Origin of the sequence: Flavobacterium pectinovorum (genome assembly GCF_006438875.1) — a bacterium.
GTDB lineage: Bacteria > Bacteroidota > Bacteroidia > Flavobacteriales > Flavobacteriaceae > Flavobacterium > Flavobacterium pectinovorum_A.
Map to the genome: position 1 here is coordinate 453,154 of NZ_RCZH01000002.1, position 26,209 is coordinate 479,362.

Consider the following 26,209-nt stretch of genomic DNA (forward strand, 5'->3'; position numbering starts at 1 on the left):
ATTGGTGTTTTTATTAAGAAATTACTTTATTTTAACCATATTTGCAGTATTAATTTATTAGAATTTTATATTCTATTTTACATAATATTTTAGCAGATGTCAGATCAGGAATTATTTTATTTATTAGCATTATTAAAAGTAGATGGAGTTGGAGATATTATGGCCAAAAAACTGCTGACGCACTGCGGTAATGCAGAGTCAGTTTTTAAGGCAAAATTAAATCAAATTGCTGCTATTGATGGAGTTGGAAGTTCTTTATTAAAAAAAATTCACGACAAATCCATTTTTGAAAAAGCCAATGAGGAACTTGAATTTATTAAATCTAATAATATAAATGTTTCCTTTTTTCAAGACGAAAATTACCCCGATCGGTTGAAACATTGCATCGATTCGCCTGTTTTGATCTTTTCGTCCGGAAATATAAATTTGAAAAATAGAAAATTAATTAGTATTGTCGGAACACGCCAGATTACATCGTATGGAAGTGAGTTTTGCAAAAAGCTAATTGAAGATTTAGTGCCGCTTGATCCGGTTATTGTAAGCGGATTTGCGTATGGTGTTGATATTGCAGCGCATCAATTTGCTGTTGAAAACAACTTGCAGACTATTGGAGTTCTGGCGCATGGTTTAAACCAAATTTATCCTAAAATGCATAAAAAGTATGTGGCAAAAATGGAGGAAAATGGGGGATTTATGACGGAGTTTTGGAGTACTTCAAGCCCGGATAAAGAAAATTTTGTACGCAGAAATCGCATTGTTGCCGGCATGACTGAGGCTACGATTGTAATAGAATCTGCAGATAAAGGCGGTTCGCTTATTACAGCAAATCTTGCTAATGATTATAATCGGGATGTTTTTGCCGTTCCAGGACGCGTTACGGACAAATACAGCCAAGGTTGTAATAACCTGATTAAAACGCAAAAAGCAAACGTTCTGACAAGCGCTGCAGATTTGATTTATATTCTGAATTGGGATGTTGAAAGCAAGTCAAAAGCAGTTCAAAAACAACTCTTTGTTGAACTGGAACCTGAAGAACAAAAAGTATATGATTTTCTCCTAAAAAACGGAAAAGAAATATTGGATTTTATTGCTTTACAATGTGATTTTCCAATCTATAAAATATCAGGAATCCTTTTAAATATGGAACTTAAAGGTGTAATCAGACCTTTGCCCGGGAAATTGTTTGAGGCTATTTGACAGAAAAAAAGTAGCCACGAATTACACTAATTCTCCCGAATTAATTAGTGGAAATTAGTGTAATTTGTGGCAAGATATTATTTACCAAATCCAAGTATTGCTCGAACTTTAGCCAAAACACCGTCAGCAATAATGGAAGCTTTTCCTGCACCTTTTTTCAAAAGCGCATCTACTTCTTCAAGGTTGTTGATGTAGTAATTGTATTTTTCTCTTTCAGTTTTAAATTTTTCGGTAATCAATTCAAACAAAGCTTGTTTGGCGTGACCGTAACCGTAATTTCCACCAAGATAATTCGCTCTCATTTCAGCGATTTGCGCTTCAGATGCTAGTAATGCATAAATTGCAAACGCATTACAAGTATCCGGATCTTTCGGATCTTCAAGTGGTGTACTATCTGTTTCGATGCTCATAACCTGCTTGCGAAGCGTTTTATCGTCAAGGAAAATATTGATAATATTATTGGCAGATTTACTCATTTTTCCACCGTTAGTTCCCGGAATCAACGTACTGTCCTTTTGAATTTTAGCTTCAGGAATTACAAATGTTTCGCCCATTTGGTGATTGAAACGAGAAGCTACAGCACGAGTAATTTCTAAATGCTGCAACTGGTCTTTTCCAACCGGAACAAATTCAGCATCATATAGTAAAATGTCAGCCGCCATTAACATCGGATAGGTAAAAAGTCCGGCATTAACGTCGTCTAAACGATCTGCTTTATCTTTGAAAGAATGTGCTAAAGTCAGTCTTTGAAATGGAAAAAAACAACTTAAATACCAGGTTAATTCAGTTGTTTGAGTTACATCAGATTGTCTGTAGAACGTAACTTTATCGGGTTTTAAACCACAAGCAAGCCAAGCTGCTGCAGTGCTGTATGTATTTTCTCTTAATGTTTTACCATCTTTAATTTGTGTAATCGAGTGTAAATCAGCAATAAACAAATAAGATTCGTTTGCAGGATCATTCGATAATTCAATTGCAGGAATAATTGCGCCTAATAAATTTCCCAAATGTGGCGTTCCAGTACTCTGAACACCAGTTAGTATTTTTGCCATTTTAGTTTTTATTCTTTAACTGCAAATGTCGTGATGTTTTTTTTAACCGCAAAGTGTGCAATAGCTTTACGTAAAGTTTATTTTGACATTTTTTACCGCAAAGTTCGCAAAGTTTTTTCGCAAAGTTCACGAAGTATTAAGAAGGTTAAAGAAGTTCTCTAAGCTTTATCTATAAGTTATTTACGACCCTTCTGATGCCGTTTTTTAGTAAAACTTCATTGAAATTTATTAATAATCCGAGCTTATATTTACCAATTTTTAAATAAGTTAGAGTCTGTGCCAGATGATTTACGGTAAGTGATTCTACACTTTTTATTTCAATTATAAATTTGTTTTCAACAAGTAAGTCGATTCGATATGCACAATCAAGTTGAACTTTTTCAAAAATTAAAGGCATTGTCTTCTCTTTTTCAACAACAAGCCCTCGTTGTTTAATTTTATAAAACAAGCATTCCTGGTAAGCATTCTCCAATAAACCTGGTCCAAGCGCTTTATGAATTTCAATTGCAAGTCCAATTATAATATTTGATATCTCGTTTTCTGTCATAGTTTTTATTAAATTTAACGCAGATTTTCTCATGATATTATTTAAGTTTCACCGCAAAGCACGCAAAGTTTTTTCGCAAAGTTTACAAAGTTTTGTAAAGTGATATCTTATAACATACAGCTTGTGATCTTATTTGCTTACAATATCGATATGCAAAATAACTTCTTTCCTTTGCGAAAAAACTTTGTGAACTTTGCGGTAAAAAGCATTTCGCAAATTAATTTTCGCTGATAAAGTCTAATATTCTAAAAATCTAATGATCTAAAAATCTAAAATCACTTCGCTTTTCTTACATTTGAAACCATGAAAGGAATTAAAATTGTTTTTTGGGTTTTGTGGCGCATTTGGTTTTACGTCTTGATGGCTATTCCGATATTGATTATGCTGCCGTTTTTACTGATTTCTATTATATCAGAGAGTGGTTATCCCTATTTCTTTAAAATGGCCCGCATTTGGGCTAAATTCATCCTTTTTGGCATGGGTTTCTATTATAAAATCGAACGCGAACAGAAGCTGATCAAAAATAAGAGCTACATGATTGTGGCGAACCATACTTCAATGACCGATATTATGTTGATGTTGGCGGTGGTACGAAATCCTTTTGTTTTCGTTGGAAAAAAAGAACTTTCGAAGATTCCGTTGTTTGGGTTTTTCTATAAAAGAACTTGTATTTTAGTAGATAGAAATTCTTCAAAAAGCAAAAACGATGTATTCAAGAGAGCACAAAGCAGACTTAATCAAGGACTTAGTATTTGTATTTTTCCAGAAGGAGGAGTTCCTGACGATGAATCTATTTTGTTGGATGAGTTTAAAGACGGTGCTTTTAGATTGGCTTTAGAACATCATATTCCTATCGTTCCTATCGTTTTTGCGGATAATAAAGAACGTTTTTCGTATCGTTTTTTCAGCGGAAGTCCCGGAAAAATGCGCGTGAAAGTATTGCCTTTTGTAGCAACAGAAGGTCTTGGAAGTGAAAATAGGAAAGAGCTTCGTGACAGAGTAAGACAATTGATTTATAAAGGTTTACTTGAATTTAAAAAGTAAAATCTAAAATCGCAATAAAACGATGAAACCCGACAAACTTTGAAATTTGTCGGGTTTCCTTTTGAATTAAAAACCCCCGTCTTCTATTCAAAGATTATCGATGAATTATCTTTTCTGAAATGAAACGTAATACTTTTTTTAATTTTAATTTGGTTATTCGGCGGTTTTTATTGTACAACACTTCTATTTTCTCTTTCATAAGTCAAAAATATTATAGGATTGCTAATAAAGAGTTTGCTTAGAACTCCAGTTAATGTCATATAGTATAGAGATAAAAAAAGGAAAAAGGTTGCGTAAAAATTTTAAAAACGAAATAAAAAAAGGATAAAAACCCGTTAGCACCAAATAAACTAACGGATTTCTATAAAATAAACCAACCAAATTTATTATAAAAAGAACCTTCGAAATGGGTACTTATGGCCAAATACGAATCAAATCTTAGGTTTAATTGTATAGATGGAAATGTTTTAAAATGGTTGCGTCCTTTTTGGATTTATTTTTAAATAAAAAAACCGACAGTTATTAAAACATGTCGGTTTTGTAAATTGATCAACAATTTGTTGATGTATTGTGATGTATTTGTGTATTAAGCGTTTGCCAATTCTTTGATATGCGCTTTAATTTTTGCTTCTAATTCATCTGCTAATTCCGGATTATCTTTGATTAAAGATTTTACAGCATCACGACCTTGTCCTAATTTTGTATCTCCGTAGCTAAACCAAGATCCTGCTTTTTTAACGATCTCAAATTCAACCGCTAAATCAAGAATTTCTCCAGTTTTAGAAACTCCTTCTCCGTACATAATGTCGAATTCAGCAGTTTTGAAAGGCGGAGCTACTTTGTTTTTTACGATCTTAACTTTAGTTCGGTTTCCAATAACATTTTCACCATCTTTAATTTGAGAAGAACGACGAATATCGATACGTACAGAAGCGTAGAATTTTAATGCGTTACCACCCGTTGTAGTTTCAGGATTTCCAAACATAACACCAATTTTCTCTCTCAACTGGTTGATGAAGAAAACAGTACAATTCGTTTTACTAATAGTTCCGGTTAATTTTCTTAAAGCCTGTGACATCAAACGTGCGTGAAGACCCATTTTAGAATCTCCCATTTCACCTTCGATTTCACTTTTTGGTGTCAATGCAGCAACAGAGTCAATTACCACAATATCAATTGCTCCTGAACGAATTAAATTCTCAGCAATTTCCAGAGCTTGTTCCCCGTTATCTGGTTGAGAGATGATTAGGTTTTCGATATCTACGCCTAATTTTTCTGCATAATTTCTATCAAAAGCATGCTCAGCATCTATAAAAGCAGCAATTCCACCCGCTTTTTGAGCTTCAGCAATTGCATGTAAGGTTAAGGTTGTTTTTCCAGAAGATTCCGGACCATATATTTCAATGATTCTTCCTCTAGGGTAACCATTTACTCCAAGCGCTAAATCAACACCAAGAGAACCTGAAGAAATAGTTTCTACTTCTACAATGGCTTTGTCGCCCATTTTCATTACAGTTCCTTTACCGTATGTCTTATCTAGTTTATCAAGCGTAAGTTGGAGCGCTTTTAATTTGGCTTCTTTTTCTGAACTCATCTCTTTTTTTTCTTTTACTTCTTTTACTTTTTCTTTCATCTAAATTTTTATAATTCTTTCATTTTCAAAACAAATCAGAAATTAAATAACTTACTGATTTAGATTTGTATCAGGCTTGGAATGGTGTAAAAATACTTCTTTTTTTGAAGTTTGATTGTTCCAAATTGTATCAAATTTGCACAATTTGTATTATAAAAATAAAGCCTTTAATTCTGTGGCCTCTTCCGGTTTTATCTTTCCGGCAAGCAATAAGCTCAATTGTTTACGACGTAAAGCAGCATCAAAACGTTGAATTTCAAGATCCGTTTCCGGCGCAATTGGCGGAACTTCAACAGGTCTTCCGCTATCATCAACGGCAACAAAAGTATAAATGGCTTCGTTGGCTTTGGTTCTGCTTCCAGATTCACGGTCTTCTACCCAAACATCGATAAAAACTTCCATAGAACTTTTAAAAGATCTGGAAACCTTTGCTTCTATTGTAACTACGGCTCCAAGGGGAATGGCCCTGTTAAAAGCAACGTGATTTACAGATGCAGTAACCACAATTCGGCGTGAATGTCTGCGCGCTGCAATACTGGCTGCACGATCCATACGGGCTAATAATTCACCGCCAAAAAGATTGTTTAAAGGATTTGTTTCGCTCGGTAAAACTAAATCAGTTAAGATTGTTAGGGATTCTGAAGGATGTTTTGGATTCATTTTTTTCACTGTAAAATTTTATTTTTCATGTCCACTTTGTAGACGTTTTTTTGCCACAGATTAAAAGGATTTCAACGATTTTTCTAATCCTTTTAATCTGTGAAATCTGTGGCATATTTTTTAATTCAACCAATAAACAGCCATTATAGCTGGGATAAAATAGATAACGATAGTTCTCGCGCCATCATAATCTTTGGCTAATCGTTGCCCAAAAAGCATCATTAACAAAGAGATACAGGAGAAAATAGCGCCATATAAACCAAATTCACGACCGCTGTCTGTCAATAATTGTATGGCACCAACAACACATAAAATTCCGGAAATTAATTCTAAAATTAAAAGATGAAGTAAGGCGAGAGGCACTTGGTTCTTTAGTATTGTTTTGGCAAAATGACCTTTAAGCCATTCCACATTATCTTTCCAATAAAATATTTTTTCATATCCTGATTGTAAAAACGTTAAGGCTAGAAAAGCTAATAGTAAAATAGAGGCAACATTATTCATTTGAAAATTATTTTTTATGAATTAAACGAGTCAATTTTATGGATAAATCGGTTAGGATTATTTTTGCATTTCCATTTCTTTCAATGTGATACATGGCTTCTGAAAGTTCTTTGAAAATTTCGTGAATGTTATTTCCATTTACGAACGGAGCAAAATTTTCGAGTTTGAATTTATCAACTTTTGGTTCAATGTAGACTAAAGTTGGTGCCTGATAATTGAGTAAAAGTGCCTGACGAAACATTTCGATACAAAACTGAATGAATTTTTTTTGACTTTCGCGTCCTAATCCTGCTATTTCTTCACTCCAGGAAATCAGATCCTGAATTGCAGCGGCATTTCCTTTGGCTCTAAAAGCTGCACGCACCCAATTGACAAACCATTGCTCAAAAGGATATTCTGAATCATCTTCTTTTAATAAATGTAAGGCACGGTTAAAATTTCCCTGCGCCTGATGTGCAATTTTAAAAGCGGCTTTTTCGTCGATATTTTCTTTTGAAATTAGAGCTTCGGCAATTACTTTTTCCGGTAATCCATTAAAGTGAATTACCTGACAACGTGATCTTATGGTTTGTATGATGTCTTCTTCATTTTCAGAAATCAGAATAAAAATGGTTTTATCCGATGGTTCTTCCAATAATTTCAGAAGCTTATTTGATGCTGCGATATTCATTTTATCAGCCATCCAGATGATCATAATTTTGTAGCCGCCTTCATAAGATTTTAGCGAAAGCGATTTTAAAACTTCCTGAGCATCTTCGACCCGAATTTCTCCCTGTTTGTTTTGAACACCAAGAATTTTATACCAGTCAAACAATCCTCCGTAAGGCATTTCCTGAATAAAGGTGCGCCAGTCCTGAATGAAGTCTAAACTTTTTGGTTTGGTTTTTACATCCTCGGTTGTTACTGTTGGATATATAAAATGCAAATCGGGATGTGAGATGTTTTGAAACTTCAAATTGCAGGAATCATTTCCGTTTGAGTTTTCATTTCCTGTATTGTTACACAAAATATATTGCGCGTAGGCAATTGCTGCTGATAATGTGCCACTCCCTTCTGGCCCAATGAATAATTGAGCGTGCGGAATTCGTCCGGAAGATGCACTTTTTATCAAGTGACTTTTGATGTAATCCTGACCTAAAATTTGTGAAAATTGCATGAAGCAAAGATAGAAGAAAATGATACAGGCAAAAATTTTCGATCAAAAGTTTACTCGTTGCGTTTCATTTCTGACGTTATTGGAGTTTTGGATGCAATTTTTTGAAGTTTGTTAACCAACTTTTGTTAATAAAGAGACGAATCTGAGGAGATATTAAGACTTTTTTGTTAATAGTTTTTTGGATAAAACGACTAACGTAAGGTTTTTTTGGTTATTAATTTCAAACATTAAAATTTTTTAATAAACATAATCTTACGGTTTTTGTTTTAACAATTTTAACAAAAACCCCGTTAAAACGCACATTTTCTCGACATAAGGTTGTTTTTTAAGGTTTTTTTAAGCTTTTTTTTTGAAAAAAGAAATCAATAAAGTTGCAATTTAAGTTAATTTATATATTTTTGTTTTCATAACAACCACTTATAATCAGAATTTATGAAAGGGAAAATTATTTTATTAAGTACACTTTTTTTCTTGACAACCGGTGCTATTTCTGCACAGGCAAAAAACGCTCCAAGAAGTATCATTAGTACAACTGCACTTATCCGAAAATACCATGATCAGAAAGAATTAAGTGGTATGCAAAAAGGAGAACTTTTAGAATTGTACATTGAGCGTATTAAAGTTTTAGTTAAAACTCTTCCTTACATTGCTTTAGTTACTAAACCTGGTGTTACGATGGCAGACTTAGGTATTCCGGACGATTCTGAACACAAAAAAGTATTGGATGCTCAAGCCGTTGGTACAACAACTTTCCTGGATACGACAGTAGAATTTCAAAGAAAAATGATGCCGTATTCTGATAAAGGAAACCTGATCGCAGCAATTTTATTTTACGAAAGTACATTGAAATCATTACACGAGTTCAACGAATTGAACGAAATGTAATATTTAAAAATATTTTTTAAAACCTTTTTGAAGATGTTTACGTAGATGGTGTAAACTTTCTGCAGCATTTGAAAAAGGATAAAAAACAACTCGTTCTCGAAGTGTTCTGATTTTTTTCAGGGAATTCGAGATGAGTTTTTTCATTTACGCATACGCATACCCAAATTTATTATTAACCCCAAATAATACCACCTTATCATGAAAAAAATTACTCAAATGATCTGCGTTCTTTTGACAGTTGCTAGTATGAGTGCTCAGCAAGAGAAAGGAATTATGGGCTACAACAATTGGTTGAACAACTGGACCGAATTTAAGCCTAACAAAGTAGAGTATGGAGAAGCAAACCAAATTTTAGCAGGAAACATTTCTGTTAATACTAAATTGCTGAAGAGGAATATATATGTTTTACAAGGCAATGTTTATGTTACGAACAATGCTGTTTTAACAATTGAACCAGGAACTTTAATTATTGGTGATTTCGAAACAAAAGGAACATTGGTAGTTACAAAAGGTGCACAACTTATTGCAGATGGTTTAGAAACTGACCCTGTCGTATTTACTTCTAACCGCAGCCAGAAAAAAGCTGGAGACTGGGGAGGAATTGTAATCCTTGGTGATGCACCAATCAATAAATTTGGAAATGTTGGTTCTTATAACTTAGATCTTGATCCTACACTTACTACTTATGGTGGTGATAATGCTGCAGGAAATTCAGGCGTTTTGAGATTTGTGAGAATCGAATTTGCCGGAAAAAAAGTAAAAGGTGTTGATACTTTCAATGGTTTAACTATTGCTGGTGTTGGATCTAAAACTATACTTGAAAACATTATGGTAAGCTACTCTGGTGGTGACTCATTTGCCTTTTTTGGAGGTGATGTAAACGCTACTAAATTAGTTTCTTATAAATCTATCAACGACGATTACAAATTTACACAAGGTGTTCAATGTCGTTTATACAACTCATTAGCCGTTAGATCTTCTTATTTATCAAGTAATAAAGACGGTTCTCGTTGCATGGAAGTAAAATCATTTGAAAAGAAAAATGAAACTGATTTCAATAAAAAACAAACTTTAGTTGTTGCAACAAACATCACTATGCTTAATGATAGTGAAAATATAAAAGCTGATATTCAGTCAGGTTTAGTAAAAGAGGCTGTTTATGTAGCCGAAACTGCTTCTCTTGAAATGAAAAGAAGCGTAATTTCCGGATTTAATCCTGCTGTTTTATTAGATAGTAAAACCGAGATTAATGATGCCAACCTTAAGAAAATCAAAATTGAAGAAATGTACTTTAACCTATGTAACGGAAACATCTTTACAGAGTACAATTCTAACAATGAAGATCTAGAGAACTGGTACGGAAACACCGTGTTTTTCAATGTTATGGCACAAAGTGATAACAAAGAAACATTCATTGATATTTTTAACCCTAAAAAACCAGATTTTAGACTGCAACTAGGAAAAATTACAGCCTCTAGCGGAAACAGATAAATAGATTTCGATTTTTATTTCAAAGCGTAAATTTTATTAATAAAGTCCCCAGACACAATTTATGTATTCGTCTCATACGGACCCAAATAAAGATCAAGACATAATGATACTATCTACAAAAAAATATTTCTTATATACAATATTTTTGGTTTCTCCTATTACGTTAAGTCTGTATGCACAAAGTACAGTAGAAAGACCTACAATTTCTATTGATTCTAACTGCGAATCAGCTGCGTTTAATGCACTAAACCAAAAGAATGACATAGTTGATAGTAATATCAGCAAATTAGATGATTCTAATCATTGTATAGTAGGGCTATCCATCCCCAAGGATAGCTCTGCTGTTGCAAATGAGGTGAATAATCAGTCATCAAACTGTGACGAAAACTCAACAATTACTTATAGTTATTCTGCTCTTGCAAAAGATATAATTGAGAATTATAAGTATGATTTTTCAGAAACATTCATCGACATTTTGTTTTTTGAGCGTATAGATTTAGCCAGAACTCGCACTATATGATTCAAAAAACTACTTTTAATTTTACCTGTTTTTTCCTTTTTTTTAGTATTTTCTTTGGTACTGAAACGAGTTCTTATGCTCAGACTAAAACTATAAATCCACAGGTTTTAGCGTTTGACAGGATTTGTGCAGACAATACTACGCAGTATAATGCAACGTTTACCTATTCTGGTTTTCCAGCTGGGACTGTTTTTGTTGTAGAACTTTCAACAAACAATTTTACAACTATTGTGACTGCAAATACAATAGATGTTTCAGATCCTGCAGTCAATCAAAAAACGATAAGATTTAATGTTCCATCTGATCTTCCGGGATCTGATACTTATAGTTTAAGGGTTTCAACAACAGGTTTTTCAAGTGCAAAGTTTGTTTCATTTGGCCTAAAAACTTCTTTTCCTATTTATTATAAAGCGCATGATAAGCAGTACACGATAAATAACTTTAACGGTACGGCAACTTTTTGTGCTGGTGGCAGTATTCTGTTAACTATCGATCCGGACACAACAACACCTCCAAACGATTCGCCTTTAAAATACCCTTTTTTGACTTATAACTGGTATAAAGACAATGGTGTTTCGACACCTCCAACTCTTATGGCGGGAGCCACAGGGCCAAGTTATAAAGTTACGGCAGTAGGCGTTTATTATGTAGAAACCAATTACGGAACCTGTACTTCTGAATCTTATTCAAATCGTGTTACCGTTTCCTCGTCAGGTGCCGGTTCTGCAGTTACAATAGATTCGAGCTTAGGGAATCCTTTTTGTTCAAGTGCAGACGGAACGATTCTAACAGCAACTTCCACTTCAGGAAATAGTTATGTATGGAAAAAAGACAATGTAGTAATTAACGGAGCTACTACTCGTTCAATCAAGGCTACAGACCCAGGGATCTATACTGTTGATGTTGATTTTGGAGGATGTACGGCAAGTGGTACAATAGACCTGAAAAGTAATGGATTTAATGCAAGTATTGACGTTGCAGATGTGTACAAATTAAAAGATGGTGAAATACTTGATGTCAATATTATTACTGATGCAATCAATCCAAAAATTGAGTGGTTCTTAAACGGTAATGTTATACAAGGAGCAACAGGAACTAATTACAAAGTAGCAACAATAGGTAATTATAAAGCAGTGATTTCTCAGTCTTTAGGATGTGTTGTTACAAAAGAATTCCCATTTAAAATTACATCAGAAATCGAAGCAGTTACTGGTGTTATTCCTAACATATTAAAGTTAAGCGGAATCAATCCTTATTGGAATATTCCGGATATATATAAAAATGATACTACAAAAGTTATTATTATAAGTTCAAACGGCGACAAGGTCCTGGACGTTGTTAATTACCAAGGAGATTGGCCTCAAACGGCAATAGATTTTAAAAATGTAAATCCAGTATATTACTATGTCATTCAATCCGACACAGGCGAAAAAAAAGGATCAATAACTGTGATAAAATAATATGAAGAAAATTTTACTATTCATAACTTTATTTTACGGTTTTTCAAATGCACTCTATTCCCAGACCACACCTGAGAATGGAGTTGTTTCGTTTTCGTTACCTATCAGAAATTCTTTAAAGTTTAATAGATATTTAATCAACCCAACATTCAGTTTTGTTAGAGAAACAAGTGCTTATGCAAGTTTCTATAACAAAAGACAATGGACACAATTTGATGATGCTCCCAATACTTATTTAGCCAATTATTCAGGACGTTTTAGAGAAAATGAAGCATTTGCTTTTGGTCTTTTTCAACAGAATTATGGTTTAATGACCGTCTTTGGAGGAATTGGAAACTTTGCCCATAATATCGTTTTGCAGGAAGACAGCAATCTTACTTTTGGTATGAATGTCGGTTTTTATAAAAGCGGTCTGGATCAAGGGAAAATAATCTCTGATGATCCAACTATTTTAAACGGAGATTATCCGTCAAATATGTTACTTACAGTTAATCCCGGGATCAACTACGGAACAGCATTTCTTGATTTTGGATTGTCGGTTAACAATTTGATTCTTTACAATTTTGGATCAGGAATTGTAAAAGACGATCCGGAAAGAGCCATAGAATTGCACGCCATGTATACAGGATACATTGATAGTTATGGTTTTTTTGACAGAAGTAAATTTTCCGGAATCCTAAAAACGGAAGTTAAAAAAGACAAAACAGTACTTTCAGGACTGGCCATGATTACAATTCCGCAAGGAGTTTGGGCACAAGCCGGATACAATACATTATATGGAGTTTCAGCAGGATTAGGAGTTAATATTTCGCCTAGCATTGCTATCGAATACAACTACGAAAGAGGAATGGGTAATTTCTCCAATCTTGGCGGATCTCATGAATTTGCGATTGCGTATAAATTCAAAAACAGAAATTACTATTACGGAGATGATGAAGAGGGTTCGCTTATAGATCCTGCCAGATCAAAACCGGTACCGGCTAAGAAAAATACAACTGCTCCGGTTACCAGAGTTGATGGAGCAACCAAAGCAAAGTTAGCTGCTGATGCTAAAGCTGTAGCCGATGCTGATGCAAAACAAATACGACTTGCAGCTGCAGAAAAAGCGAAGGCTGATGCCGAAGCTGCTGCAAAAGCAAAACTAGAAGCAGACAATAAAGCTAAAGCAGATGCTGAAGCTATTAAAATAAAATTAGCTGCTGATGCAAAAGCCAAAGCCGATGCCGCAGCTGCAGCGAGAGTACAAACAGCAAGTACAAACAGAGCCGTTGGCGCAGAACAAAAAACGCAAGCGCAATTGACAGCTGATAAAGCAAGAGCTGATGCAGAAGCACGCCGAATTAAATTGGCAGCAGATAATAAAGCAAGAGTAGATGCCGCTGCAGCCGCAAGAGCAAAAGCAATTGCAAATAAACCAGCAGCTGCTAGTCCGGCAATACCAAAAACACAAGCACAACTTGCTGCAGATAAATCAAGAGCAGATGCTGAAGCTTTAAAAATAAAATTAGCTGCAGATGCTAAGGCTAAAGCCGATGCTGAAAATACTGCTAAAGCTAAAGCAGGAGTTGCTAATAAACCGGCAGCACAAAAAACACAAGCGCAACTTGCTGCTGACAAAGCCAAAGCAGATGCTGAAGCCTTAAAAGCGAAGTTGGCCGCAGATAAATCTAAAGCGGATGCTGAAAATGCTGCAAAAGCAAAAGCAGCTGCACCACAGAAAACGCAAGCAGAATTAACTGCAGAGAAAGCGAAGGCTGATGCTGAAGCTGCAGCTAAAAAATTAGAAGCAGATAATAAAGCCAAAGCAGATGCTGAAGCTCTAAAAGTTAAATTGGCTGCAGATGCAAAAGCCAAAGCAGATGCTGCTGAAGCAAAACGTAAAGCCGATGCAAAAGCAAAAGCGGAAGCCGCAGACTTACAATCAATTCTGGCTGCTGATGCTAAAGCTAAAGCTGATTCAGATGCGTATCAAGCAAGATTAGCCGCAGAAACAAAGATAAAAGCTGCTGAATCTGCTAAAACGAAAGTAAGTATTGATGCTGCAAACAAAGCAAAATTAGCCGCTGCTGCGAAAGCAAAAGCTGCAGAAGATGCCGCATTGAAAGAAAAACTAGCTGCTGATGCAAAAGCACAAGCTGATGCAGAAGCAAGACAAGCAAGAATTGCTGCTGACGCAAAAGCTAAAGCGGATGCAGAAGCCTTAAAAATTAAACAAGCTGCAGATGCAAAAGCAAAAGCAGAGGATGACATATTACAAGCTAAACTAGCTGCTGATGCTAAGGCTAAAGCCGATGCAGAAGCATTGCAAGCTAAATTAGCAGCGGACGCAAAAGCTAAAGCAGATGCAGAAGCATTACAAGCTAAATTAGTAGCGGACGCAAAAGCAAAAGCCGATGCAGAAGCTCTTAAAGCAAAACAAGCAGCTGATGCCAAAGTTAAAGCTGATGAAGATGCTCGTCAGGCAAAATTAGATGCCGATGCAAAAGCAAAAGCGGATGCAGAAGCATTACAAGCTAAATTAGTAGCTGATGCAAAAGCAAAAGCCGACGCAGAAGCATTACAAGCTAAGTTAGCTGCAGATGYAAAAGCAAAAGCTGACGCAGAAGCACTACAAGCTAAGTTAGCCGCAGATGCAAAAGCAAAAGCTGACGCAGAAGCATTACAAGCTAAATTGGTCGCTGATGCAAAAGCAAAAGCAGATATGGAAGCATTACAAGCGAAATTAATAGCTGATGCAAGAGTAAAAGCCGATGCAGAAGCAACTGCTAAAGCAATGGCAGATGCAGAAGCAAAACAATTACAAGAAGCGGAAGATGCCCGTCAGGCGAAATTGGCTGCTGATGCAAAAGCAAAAGCGGATGCAGAAGCGTTACAAGCTAAGTTAGCTGCGGATGCAAAAGCAAAAGCTGATGCCGAAGCACTTCAAGCTAAGTTAGCTGCAGATGCAAAAGCAAAAGCCGATGCCGAAGCTCTTCAAGCGAAATTGGCAGCTGATGCAAAAGCACAAGCCGATGCGGAAGCACTTCAAGCGAAATTGGCTGCTGATGCAAAAGCAAAAGCCGATGCCGAAGCTCTTCAGGCAAAACTAGCTGCAGATGCAAAAGCAAAAGCCGATGCGGAAGCACTTCAAGCGAAATTGGCTGCTGATGCAAAAGCAAAAGCCGATGCAGAAGCTCTTCAAGTTAAGTTAGCTGCCGATGCAAAAGCACAAGCTGATGCACAGGCTCTTCAAGCAAGACAAGTTGCCGAAGAAAAAGCAAAAGTTGAAGAAGAGGCTCGTCAGGCAAAATTAGCTGCCGATGCTAAAGCGAAAGCAGATGCAGAAGCGCAACAAGCCAAACTAACAGCCGATGCAAAAGCGAAAGCCGATATGATCGCATTGCAGGCAAAATTACTAGCTGACGCAAAAGTAAAAGCAGATGCTGAGGCAACTGCAAAAGCACAAGCAGATGAGGAAGCAAGACAATTGCAAGTAGCAGAAGAAGCACGTCAGGCAAAATTAGCTGCTGATGCAAAAACTAAAGCAGATGCAGAAGCCTTACAAGCGAAATTAGCTGCCGATGCTAAAGCAAAAGCTGACGCAGATGCACTAAAAGCAAAACAAGCTATTGATGCCAAAGCAAAAGCGGAAGAAGATGCTGTCAGAGCGAGACAAGAAGCGGAAGAAAAAGTAAAAGCTGATGCTGAAGCGAAACAATTACAATTAGCTGCAGACGCAAAAGCGAAAGCAGATGCTGAAGCTTTACAAGCTAAACTTGCAGAAGAAGCGGAATTAAAAGCGAAGCTGGCTGCAGATGCGGCGGCTGCAAAAGCTGCTTCGGCTCCTAAAGATGAGACTGCAAAAGTAATTGATAATTTGGCACTTTCTATTGAAAATTCAGCGAAAGCGCAGAACGATATATTGGCACAGTTTAATGCAACAGTAGCTAACAAACAAAAAGACCTGAACGACTTGAGAGAAGAAAATGACTTAAGTGATAAAGGAATTTACAAAGAGCCTAAACCGTTCAAAAGTGTTGCTGCAGAAAACAGTCAGTTAGAAGCTTTAAAAACACAACTTGCAGATGCAAACAGACTTCAAAAAGAAGAAATTGACAAGTTGACTAATTTGTATAACGAAAGACTTAAAAAAGTACCGAATAAAAATGATGCTTTAAACAGAGCGTATCTGGAAAAAATAAACCAATTAAAAGCAGCACAAATAAAAGCAGAACAAGATAGTGCAGCATTATTGGCGAATTTAGAACGTATCAAAGCAGAAACTGAAATTGAGAAAAAACGTAGAATTAAACGTGCCGCTTACGAAAATGATCAGGGAAGATATTCACAAGACGTAGCTGCTCTTAAACGTATAAAAGAAACGACTAAACCAAGCAGCACACCATTGACTGCAAATGATTTTGATTTTGGCGAAGACCAGTCAAATATGCAGATTATCAAGAATATTAAAAATTCTGAAAGTGGTTACTACTTGATTATCGCAGTTCACAGCAGTGCTGAAAAAAGAGATGAATTCCTGACTAAAGCGGTTGCCGCAGGACGCTCAGATGTTAATTTCTTTTATAATGTAACAACTAGTAAATACTATATCTATTACGAGAAATTTGAAGGTTTATCTGAAGCAACTAAGGCATTAGAAGCAAAAGGAAACAAGCCATATAATGGAAAAATGGCTATCGTAAAAGTTGAGAATTAATAAGAATTAGATTTTAAAGTTTTGCCTTCTTCGTGAGTAAAGAAGGTTCATAATTATAAATGTTTCAAAGTGCCGGAATTTATTTTTTAATGCCCCTTGAAGAATAAGTAAAAGCCAAAACAAAAGAAGACCATGAAAAAACCTACTATTTTTAAAACGTTAATTGCAGTTGTATTTTTATTGCTAAGTTTTTCTTCACATGCCCAGTTAAGAAAAGGATTTACTAGCAGATATACAACCAGCTTGAATGGAGACATTTTAGTTATTGGAAACAATAGCTTAAATAGAGATAATGGAAAAGGTGAACGGCCTATTAACAAATATGATGATCAGGGAAGTTCAAGCCAGGTAAACGACAATTTCAATATGAAATATATTGATGTTGACAGTGAGACTTCTTTTAATTCAAGTTCTGCAACATTAACAATTCCTCAAGCAAGTAAAAGCTGTTTTGAAATAGTATATGCTGCTTTATATTGGTCTGGAACCTATCAGGATGCTGATAGAACTAAGATTAATCAGGTAAGACTAAAAACACCTACAGCTACAACTTACAAGGCTCTTACCGGAAGTATACTTTGGGATGAAGGGGGGACAGGTGTTACGACACCTTACGGATCATTGCCATATGCTTGTTTTGTAGATATTACAGCAGACGTAAAAGCTGCTAAAGAAGGGGTTTATACCGTTGCTGATGTGATGGCTTCTGAGGGTAAATTTTCTCCTGGAGGTAACTCAGCAGGTTGGTCTATTTTTGTAATTTATAAAGACCCGTTATTGCCTAGTAAATATATTACCAGCTTTGATGGTTTTAGTATTATTAGAAGTAGTGATCCACCATTGGATATTCCTATTTCCGGATTTAGAACAAATCCTTTTGGAAACGTAAATGTAAAATTAGCATTTAGTGCATTAGAAGGAGATAACAAATTAGAAGGAGATGGTCTTCAAATAATAGGAGGGAAAGCATTGAGTGTATGGGGTCCTATATCTTCATTAGCAAGACCAATAACAGGTGGTACACCAAACTTTTTTAATAGTACAATAACCGATGGTGATGTTATTATGGGAGGTCGTACTCCTAATAGTAAAAATACATTAGGGTTTGATGCCGGTGTTGTAACTCTTGATAATAATGTAGGTGGGGTACAAAATAGTGTCATGCAAAATGATGAAACAAGTGCTACCCTTAGAATCAATACATCTCAGGATTCATATTTCATGTTTTTTAATGCAATGTCGGTTGAGATTATCGCACCAAAAATTGTACTTAAAAAGAATGTTCTTAGTGATAAAGATGTAAATATTGGATCTCAGCCAGTAACACTTAATCAGGAACTTAGATATGAGATTAAGTTTAAAAATGAAGGTAACGATAATGCCAAAAATTTTACGATTACAGACGTTATTCCTAACAACGTAATTTTTAATGGGCTTAGTGATATCTTGGTAATGGACCCAAGAATTACTGCTACCTATACTGCTGCAACAAGAACACTTGTGTTTTCAATTCCCGATGCTTTAGTTATTGCCAAAGGAGCAGAGTTTACACTTAAATTTAAAGTTAAAGTTGTAGATGATTGTAATGATCTGATCGATGCATGTTCTAATGAAATTAAGAACACTGCTGTCTCTAAATATTATGGAGTAAAAAATACTTCCCCTGAAGGTTTTGGAGAGGGTAGTTATTCTACTATTTCATCTTGTAATGTTGGAGAACCAACATCAACTAATTTCTTGGTTGGTATAGACAAATGTTTATTTAGTAGAGATGTTTCTTTATGTGGAACTGCAGTTTTAACAGCAGCAAACGGATATACATCCTATGTATGGAAAGATCCAAATGGTGTTATTTTTGGAGGTAACAACCGACAAGTAACAATCGACAAACCCGGAATTTATACTGTTGATGATAGTGGAGCAGCAAATTGTGCACCGATACAACAGAAATTTGTCGTTACAGATTATCTTGCCAGCACAAATAAAAATCCAATTAAAGGAGACAATATTGATCCTGCAACCGGATTGGCTTATGGCTGCGTTAGAGATAACAAACCGTTTCCTAAAATATTCTTGTGTGGTCTAAATGATAAGAGAATCATAGATACTCAGATTACAGGAGCGACAAGTATAACCTGGCAAGAAACAAAAGATGTAACCCCAAGCACTAATCCGGATAGCTGTCCTTATGAAGGAGCTACAAATTGGACTACAATTGCAAACGGACCTACATTTACAGCAGACAGAGCTGGTGTATTCAGACTTGTCGTAAATTATGGTAATAATACATGTGTTGTTACGCATTATTTTAATGTTTATCAAAACTTACTTGATGCTACTGCTAAAAAACAAGATATTGTTTGTAATACAAAAGGATCAATTACAGTAACAAATCCGCTTCCAAATACAGGATATGTTTATAGTCTTGACGGAACAAATTATCAAGCATCAAATATTTTTAATAATGTTGCAAAAGGTTCTTATACTGTAAGAATAAAACAAACAGTATTAGAAGTTGGACAAATTTCTGCTTGTGTATTTAAGGTAGATGTAAATATTGAGCAGCTTGATCTTACGACAAAACTTGATGCAACACACCCACTTTGTAATGGTGAGCACGGAACTATAACGGCAACTATTAATAATGTGCCGGGACAATACAAATTTATTCTTAGAAAGAAAGGTAGTACTGTCGAAATTCAAAACTCAGGTTTAATAGATAATAATATTATCACATTTAGTGGTGTTGATCCTGGAATTTATGAAGTTCTAATGTCTACATCTAATAATGGATGTAATGATGTTAAAGAGATTGAAGTTTATGACTATCGATTAACAGCTGTTGCGCAAGTTACTAAAGCACTTACAGCATGTGGTAATGGAGAGATTACAGTTAGTGTTACAGGAGGAACTCCAAGACCGGGTCCACCACCATATTATTTATATTATGTAAACGGAAGTACAACTTTTGTTACAAATCCTGTAATTCCTGTAACAAGTCCGTTACCGGCAAGTGGTGAGTACAATATTGTTGTAGTAGATGCAAACGGTTGTACAGTAACAATACCACCAGTAAAAGTTACAGATTTAGCAAAACCAAAAGTAACCTTTAAAGCAGATGATGTTAATTGTTACGGAGCTAATAATGGTGTAATTAATGTAGATGTTACTCCAGCAAATTCAGGTTTTGCGGTTTCTTATAGTGTAAATGGCGGAGCCTTTAGTTCAGTTGCTCCAATTACAAATTTAGCACCGGGTGATTATTCTATAATAGTTAAGTACACTTATAACGGTATTGAGTGTGTTGATCCTGCAGTACTTGTAACTATCAAAGGGCCAGATACTGCCTTAACGGCTTCAGCAGGTATATCTGAGCTTTCGGGATGTGGACCTACAGGACATGAGAAACAAGGAAAAATCAGAATTACGAATCCGCAAGGAGGAACGCCAGGATATCTTTATAGTTTTGACAATCAAGTAACATGGATAGCTTCAAACGAAGCTTATGTTGATCCGGGAACATATACCGTTTATATTAAAGATTCTAAAGGTTGTATCTTTATGATGAAGGATATCATCTTGGATGAAAAACCAGCAGATCCAACGATTGATTTAGCACCTACAGTTTATAATTGTGACGGAACAGGAAAAACTACTGTTACAGTAACTAATTCAGGTGGTTTAAACTATACTTATGAATACTATATTGATGGTAATCCAAATACACCAATTACAAATCCTGTATTTAATAATGTAACAACAGGTAACCATACCGTAAGCGTAAAATATAAATTAGTTTCAGCAGCTACATTTAGTAATTTATTACAAGAAGATTTTGGAAAAGGCGGTTACACTACAACTCCTGGAATCAGCCCGAAATATTGTTTTGAAGATGAAACGACTCCACACCCTACAACTTTCCCATCTATATGCGGTAATATTAATGATTATCAGATAAACGATGGTAAATATGCTGTTGCAAGCAGTATCAAAACCACTTTTGGAGGTACTTGGGTAGTTGCTAAAGATCACACTTTACCAACTGATAAGTTAGGAAGATTCTTATGTGTTAATATCGGAAGTTCAGCGGGAGTTGGAGGTATTATATATAGTAAACCAATTAAAGATGTTATTGTAAATCAACCTGTAATTATTTCATTATGGGCAGAAAATTTAATGAAGAGTACTACTGGATCCAATTATTACGATCCGGAATTAACGATACAATTAGTTAATGACTTAGGCGGACCAACCGAAACTATTGTTGCAACAACTGATACTGCAAATCCTTGGAAAGTTCCAAGAGATGAAAAATGGGAGTATAAAGAATTGTCTTTAAACCCGGGAGCTTATGGCAATCTTAGCTTTGTAATTCGTTCATATAATAATAAATTCAGTGGAAACGATTTACTTGTAGATGATATATGGGTACGTCAATTACCAAAATCATGTTTAGTAGAGAAAAAATTCGATTTTACTATCGACAGCAATAAAGCTTTTACTGTTTTGGATCCTACAATTGAAAACGTTGATTGTAGCGGTGGAAATACAGGTAAAATAACTATTGCGGCTCAAAACTTTAATGGAAGTTTTCTTTATTCAATTGATGGTGGAAGTAATTGGGTTACATCAACAACTTCACCAGTAATAATAGACAAATTAGTAGCAAAATCTTACTCAGTTATTGTTAAGAGTGATGCAGCAGGAACTTGTTCTAAATCATTTACTAAAGTAATTACAGAAAATCAACCTGTTACAGTAAATGCAACGGTTAGTACATTACCAACTTGTACTTCTGGAGCAACAATAACAGCGAATGCTGCAGGTGGTGTAGGACCTTATACTTACGCATTAAAATTAGCAGATGGTGTAACAGATGTAGCAGGATATGGATTCCCTCACTCAGCAACTTTTGCCGGAGTACCTACTGGAACTTATACTGTTTTAGCTCGTGATTCAAAAGGTTGTACTTCGGCAGTTTCCAAAGCGGTAATTGTTGATACACCAACTCCACCAGTTGCGAGTTTAGATGTTACATCTGATTTATGTTATGATACTGCTAATAAAGCAACCTTAGTTGTTACGGCTACTGGTACAGGAATATTAAACTATAGTTTAGATGGTGGTGCTTTTGATATCAACAATACTTTTACGAACGTTGGTGTTGGAACTCACAATATTGTGGTTAGAGACGGAAACAATTGTACAACTACAATAAGTGGTATTATTATTAATGCTGAGTTAACAGCACAAGCAAATGTTACTAAAACATTAGATTGTAATACTGTTGGCGCAACGATTAAAGTAGACATTACTGGTGGTAAAGCACCTTTTACCTATAAAGTTAAGCTTGGAGCAGCAGGAACCTATTCTGCAAGTGCTTCCGTTACAGGAAACACATTTAATTATCTAGCTCCGGGTACAGGAACTTATTATTTTGAAATTACTGACTCAAATACACCAAAAGCATGTGTAACCACAACATCAACAACAGTTGATGCTATTTCAAAACCAATTGCAAGTGCAACACCTACAAATGTTGTTTGTTTTGGCGGGTCAACTGGTGAAGTTACAGTAGGAGCTTCCGGTGGTTCAGGAAGCGGCTATTCTTACAGTTTTAATGGTAGTGGTTTTACAAGTACTATAAAATATACTGGTTTAAAAGCTGGAATTCTTTATAAATATCAAGTAAAAGATAATAAAGGATGTATCTCTGATGAAGGGTCAATTACATTGACAGAACCTACTGCTGTTACAGGATCTATCAAAACTACAGATATTCAATGTGGTCCTGCGGGAACTGTTGCAGCTGTAGTTACTTTAACTGCAGGCGGAGGAACAGCACCTTATAAATATAGTTTTACAGGAGCTTCAAACTACTTAGACGGAAATACCTATTCAACAACTGTTTCAGGAGTAGTAAAAGGATATATAATAGATAATAATGGGTGTCAGCTTGGACCACTAAGTGTTACTGTTGGTGCTTTTGAACCAATCACAAGCATTAACCTTGTTGATCTTGGATACGATTGTTCTACAACTCCACAAGGAGGACATGTTACAATTACAGCGGTAAAGGCAGGAGCACTTACTAATGTGTCTTATAGAATTATTGCAGGTCCGGCTGGATATAATACAGCAAGTAATACAACGGGAGACTTTCAACCATTGACTCCTGGAAGTTATACTTTTGAGGCATCAGACAGTAAAACAAAATGTACAGCAACAATAAGTTATGTAGTAAAAGGAACTTCAGACATAACAGCTGGAGGATCCGTTTTAACTACTATCAAATGTTTTGGAGATAAAGGAACAATTCAATTTACAGTTGGCGGTATTAAAACCAGCGGATATGATTATATAATTAAAAATGTTGCAGGTACTACAATCCAACAAGCAAATGGAGTACCGGCAGCAACTACAACAATTACAGTTACTTCTTCGGTAGCAGCTGATGATTATACTATTACAGTTACGGATAGATTAACAAAATGTCAGGCTGTTTATATTGTAAAATTGACACAGCCGGCTATTGGTGTTTCGGTTACAGCAACCGCTTCAAATATTACATGTAGTGCGTTTACATCAACTATTACGGCAGTTGGAGCAGGTGGAACACCAGCTTACAAATATGCTGTAGTTAAGCAAGGTGCTTTAGACCCTATAGCTTCGGCATACAATAACGGTAGCGCAACATTATCAGTAAACACTGCAAGTGGTGTTGATGTGAACTGGGTTGTATTTGTAATGGATGCAAACGGATGTACGGCTAAAATTCCGGTATCAATTGCAAAAGATCCAACGCCAAGCGTTACAGCTGTAGTAAACAACCAATGTACAGGATCAGGAAATTCGTTTACGATTACTGCTACAGGTACAGGAGGAACAGGAACATTAACTTACGGAATCAACGGAGTAAACGGAGCTTTCTCTACAACGAAAGTTTTCAATGTAGGTCCTGGAACTTATACCGTTTGGGTAAAAGACNCGCAACATTATCAGTAAACACTGCAAGTGGTGTTGATGTGAACTGGGTTGTATTTGTAATGGATGCAAACGGATGTACGGCTAAAATTCCGGTATCAATTGCAAAAGATCCAACGCCAAGCGTTACAGCTGTAGTAAACAACCAATGTACAGGATCAGGAAATTCGTTTACGATTACTGCTACAGGTACAGGAGGAACAGGAACATTAACTTACGGAATCAACGGAGTAAACGGAGCTTTCTCTACAACGAAAGTTTTCAATGTAGGTCCTGGAACTTATACCGTTTGGGTAAAAGACGGAAATCAATGTCCGGCTTCAGCTACGCCAGTTACGGTTTATGACCAGTTAACAGCTACTACAGTTATAAAAGAACTGGATTGTTCCACAACAACTCCAACGAGTTCAAATGCTACAATTACAGTTACTCCATCAGGAGGATTAGCAGCATACAAATACGAAGTTTCAACAAATGGAGGAACTTCATATTCACCAATGGGATCAAATGTTTATACAACAGCAGTTGCAGGAACATTTAAAATAAAAGTTACCGATGCTAATGGATGTACGGTTATAGTTACCGAAACAATACTTTCTATTTCAAACCCAACAGCATCAATTGTTACACAAAGTAATGTGAGCTGTAACGCAAAACTGGACGGATCGGTTACTATAAAAGGTACTGGTGGTTCAGGCGGATATTCTTATAGCAATAGTGCTACAACAGGTTTTGGACCAAGCGCAACCTTTACAGGTTTAGGCGCGGGATCTTATACTTTCTATGTAAGAGACAGTAAGGGATGTCCGGCAAGTGTAGCGGTTACTATTACGCAGCCAAGTGTTTTAGTTATCAGTTCAACAGTTACAGCATTTACATGTAGTGCAACTAACACAAAAGTTCAGGGAAAAGTTGTAATAGACCTTCCAATAACAGGAACATCACCATACACATACAGTTTTAACGGTGGAGGATATTCCGCAAACAATACATTATTGGTAGACGATAACGGAACAAATCAAACCGTTAACTATTCGGTAAAAGACGCTAATGGATGTATCGCTACAGGATCAGCTATTTTATCAAAACTAAACTCACCTGTAATTGATAAAGTTACGCCATCAACGATAACTTGTTTGGCAGGAGCAACATCAAGTAATGTTACGGTTGTTTTATTTGCCGGTACGGGAGCAGGAACATTGAAATATGAAACTATTGCACCGTCTCAGGCAATAATTGCACAACAGCCTTCGAATGTATTTAATGGATTAGCTGCAGGTAGTTATACCTTTAAAGTTACGGATGCCAACGGATGTTTTGACACAAAAGTTATTACGATAGATGCAGCAGTGAAAATTGCTATTTCAGGAAATAAAAACAATGATGTAAAATGTAAAGGAGATTCAACTGGAAATGGAACGTTTACGATTTCAAACGTTGCTACTGCAGGAGATTATACTTTCGCTTTAACAGCAGGAACATTAGGAACAGGTACNCATTGAAATATGAAACTATTGCACCGTCTCAGGCAATAATTGCACAACAGCCTTCGAATGTATTTAATGGATTAGCTGCAGGTAGTTATACCTTTAAAGTTACGGATGCCAACGGATGTTTTGACACAAAAGTTATTACGATAGATGCAGCAGTGAAAATTGCTATTTCAGGAAATAAAAACAATGATGTAAAATGTAAAGGAGATTCAACTGGAAATGGAACGTTTACGATTTCAAACGTTGCTACTGCAGGAGATTATACTTTCGCTTTAACAGCAGGAACATTAGGAACAGGTACTCTGACAAAATCAGCAACCGATGCTAATGTTTTAGTATTGAAAAATGTTGCAAAAGGAACTTATACAGTAGAAGTTACTTCAAATTCTACAGGATGTAAAAGCACTGCAACAATTATTATCGATGAACCGGTATTAGGTTTAAGTCTTACGGCAACCGCTTCAAATATTACATGTAGTAAGTTTACATCGACAATTACGGCAAGTCCGGTTGGAGGAACACCAACTTACAAATATGCAGTAGTTAAACAGGGAGCTTTAGATCCTGCACTTACTGATTATGATGCAAACGCAACATTATCAGTAAACACTGCAAGTGGTGTTGATGTGAACTGGGTTGTATTTGTAATGGATGCAAACGGATGTACGGCTAAAATTCCGGTATCAATTGCAAAAGATCCAACGCCAAGCGTTACAGCTGTAGTAAACAACCAATGTACAGGATCAGGAAATTCGTTTACGATTACTGCTACAGGTACAGGAGGAACAGGAACATTAACTTACGGAATCAACGGAGTAAACGGAGCTTTCTCTACAACGAAAGTTTTCAATGTAGGTCCTGGAACTTATACCGTTTGGGTAAAAGAC

The 26,209-nt window shown here is 35.9% G+C and carries 15 protein-coding genes and 1 pseudogene; 10 read left to right on the forward strand and 6 right to left on the reverse strand.

Annotation, left to right across the window (positions count from 1 at the left end; translation table 11 throughout):
• Nucleotides 1–96 precede the first annotated feature (96 nt).
• Nucleotides 97–1,197, forward strand: coding sequence for a DNA-processing protein DprA (gene dprA, locus EAH81_RS04310; protein WP_140504126.1), 1,101 nt, complete (start codon nt 97–99; stop codon nt 1,195–1,197).
• 77 nt (nt 1,198–1,274) lie between these two features.
• Here the strand turns inward: dprA and trpS are convergent, their stop codons facing one another.
• Nucleotides 1,275–2,249 (reverse strand): tryptophan--tRNA ligase, encoded by a 975-nt coding sequence (trpS, locus tag EAH81_RS04315; protein ID WP_140504129.1) that lies wholly within the window; start codon nt 2,247–2,249, stop codon nt 1,275–1,277.
• Between the two features lie 169 nt (nt 2,250–2,418).
• Entirely contained in the window at nt 2,419–2,829 is a 411-nt protein-coding gene (locus EAH81_RS04320) for a GxxExxY protein (RefSeq protein ID WP_317130488.1), read from the reverse strand.
• 270 nt (nt 2,830–3,099) lie between these two features.
• On the opposite strand from EAH81_RS04320, the gene EAH81_RS04325 reads away from it, so the two are divergent.
• On the forward strand, nt 3,100–3,840 hold the full coding sequence (locus EAH81_RS04325; protein WP_140504134.1) for a lysophospholipid acyltransferase family protein: 741 nt from the start codon (nt 3,100–3,102) through the stop codon (nt 3,838–3,840).
• Nucleotides 3,841–4,426: 586 nt separating this feature from the next.
• On the opposite strand, the gene recA is transcribed toward EAH81_RS04325, so the two are convergent.
• From recA to EAH81_RS04345, 4 genes are all read right to left on the reverse strand, one after another.
• Nucleotides 4,427–5,434: a recombinase RecA gene (gene recA / locus EAH81_RS04330; RefSeq protein WP_140504181.1), complete on the reverse strand. Its 1,008-nt coding sequence runs from the start codon at nt 5,432–5,434 to the stop codon at nt 4,427–4,429.
• A gap of 189 nt (nt 5,435–5,623) precedes the next feature.
• A complete protein-coding gene (locus EAH81_RS04335; RefSeq protein ID WP_140504137.1) occupies nt 5,624–6,133 on the reverse strand; it encodes an acyl-CoA thioesterase in 510 nt (169 codons plus the stop codon).
• A 120-nt stretch (nt 6,134–6,253) separates the two neighbouring features.
• Nucleotides 6,254–6,637: a DoxX family protein gene (locus EAH81_RS04340; RefSeq protein ID WP_140504139.1), complete on the reverse strand. Its 384-nt coding sequence runs from the start codon at nt 6,635–6,637 to the stop codon at nt 6,254–6,256.
• A gap of 7 nt (nt 6,638–6,644) precedes the next feature.
• Nucleotides 6,645–7,793, reverse strand: coding sequence for an ATP-binding protein (locus tag EAH81_RS04345; RefSeq protein ID WP_140504142.1), 1,149 nt, complete (start codon nt 7,791–7,793; stop codon nt 6,645–6,647).
• A gap of 432 nt (nt 7,794–8,225) precedes the next feature.
• Here EAH81_RS04345 and EAH81_RS04350 point away from each other — a divergent pair, with 432 nt between their 5' ends.
• From EAH81_RS04350 to EAH81_RS04385, 8 genes and pseudogenes are all read left to right on the forward strand, one after another.
• Complete coding sequence (locus EAH81_RS04350) at nt 8,226–8,678, forward strand: hypothetical protein (protein WP_099710087.1); 453 nt, start codon at nt 8,226–8,228, stop codon at nt 8,676–8,678.
• 198 nt (nt 8,679–8,876) lie between these two features.
• The gene (locus EAH81_RS04355; protein ID WP_140504144.1) at nt 8,877–10,169 is read left to right on the forward strand and encodes a hypothetical protein; all 1,293 of its coding nucleotides are present in this window, start codon (nt 8,877–8,879) and stop codon (nt 10,167–10,169) included.
• A 103-nt stretch (nt 10,170–10,272) separates the two neighbouring features.
• Nucleotides 10,273–10,689 carry a hypothetical protein gene (locus tag EAH81_RS04360; RefSeq protein WP_140504146.1) on the forward strand — a complete coding sequence of 139 codons (417 nt, stop codon included), beginning with the start codon at nt 10,273–10,275 and terminating at the stop codon, nt 10,687–10,689.
• The gene (gene sprC / locus EAH81_RS04365) at nt 10,686–12,149 is read left to right on the forward strand and encodes a gliding motility protein SprC (RefSeq protein ID WP_140504149.1); all 1,464 of its coding nucleotides are present in this window, start codon (nt 10,686–10,688) and stop codon (nt 12,147–12,149) included. Before EAH81_RS04360 ends, sprC begins: the two co-directional genes overlap by 4 nt.
• Nucleotide 12,150: 1 nt before the next feature.
• Nucleotides 12,151–16,845 carry a PorP/SprF family type IX secretion system membrane protein gene (locus tag EAH81_RS04370; RefSeq protein ID WP_140504151.1) on the forward strand — a complete coding sequence of 1,565 codons (4,695 nt, stop codon included), beginning with the start codon at nt 12,151–12,153 and terminating at the stop codon, nt 16,843–16,845.
• Between the two features lie 132 nt (nt 16,846–16,977).
• Complete coding sequence (locus EAH81_RS04375; RefSeq protein WP_140504154.1) at nt 16,978–23,850, forward strand: DUF11 domain-containing protein; 6,873 nt, start codon at nt 16,978–16,980, stop codon at nt 23,848–23,850.
• Entirely contained in the window at nt 23,820–25,331 is a 1,512-nt protein-coding gene (locus EAH81_RS04380) for a hypothetical protein (protein ID WP_161595781.1), read from the forward strand. Before EAH81_RS04375 ends, EAH81_RS04380 begins: the two co-directional genes overlap by 31 nt.
• Nucleotides 25,328–26,209, forward strand: a pseudogene (locus EAH81_RS04385) (hypothetical protein); the annotation flags it as partial. The gene EAH81_RS04380 and the pseudogene EAH81_RS04385, both read left to right, overlap by 4 nt.

What these genes read in the sequence shown, in the direction of transcription:
- EAH81_RS04335 (WP_140504137.1), bottom strand. Translation starts at nt 6,133, where the DNA reads ATGAATCCAAAACATCCTTCAGAATCCCTAACAATCTTAACTGATTTA.
- EAH81_RS04320 (WP_317130488.1), bottom strand. Translation starts at nt 2,829, where the DNA reads ATGAGAAAATCTGCGTTAAATTTAATAAAAACTATGACAGAAAACGAG.
- dprA (WP_140504126.1), top strand. Translation starts at nt 97, where the DNA reads ATGTCAGATCAGGAATTATTTTATTTATTAGCATTATTAAAAGTAGAT.
- EAH81_RS04325 (WP_140504134.1), top strand. Translation starts at nt 3,100, where the DNA reads ATGAAAGGAATTAAAATTGTTTTTTGGGTTTTGTGGCGCATTTGGTTT.
- EAH81_RS04340 (WP_140504139.1), bottom strand. Translation starts at nt 6,637, where the DNA reads ATGAATAATGTTGCCTCTATTTTACTATTAGCTTTTCTAGCCTTAACG.
- sprC (WP_140504149.1), top strand. Translation starts at nt 10,686, where the DNA reads ATGATTCAAAAAACTACTTTTAATTTTACCTGTTTTTTCCTTTTTTTT.
- EAH81_RS04360 (WP_140504146.1), top strand. Translation starts at nt 10,273, where the DNA reads ATGATACTATCTACAAAAAAATATTTCTTATATACAATATTTTTGGTT.
- EAH81_RS04350 (WP_099710087.1), top strand. Translation starts at nt 8,226, where the DNA reads ATGAAAGGGAAAATTATTTTATTAAGTACACTTTTTTTCTTGACAACC.
- trpS (WP_140504129.1), bottom strand. Translation starts at nt 2,249, where the DNA reads ATGGCAAAAATACTAACTGGTGTTCAGAGTACTGGAACGCCACATTTG.
- EAH81_RS04355 (WP_140504144.1), top strand. Translation starts at nt 8,877, where the DNA reads ATGAAAAAAATTACTCAAATGATCTGCGTTCTTTTGACAGTTGCTAGT.
- EAH81_RS04345 (WP_140504142.1), bottom strand. Translation starts at nt 7,793, where the DNA reads ATGCAATTTTCACAAATTTTAGGTCAGGATTACATCAAAAGTCACTTG.
- recA (WP_140504181.1), bottom strand. Translation starts at nt 5,434, where the DNA reads ATGAGTTCAGAAAAAGAAGCCAAATTAAAAGCGCTCCAACTTACGCTT.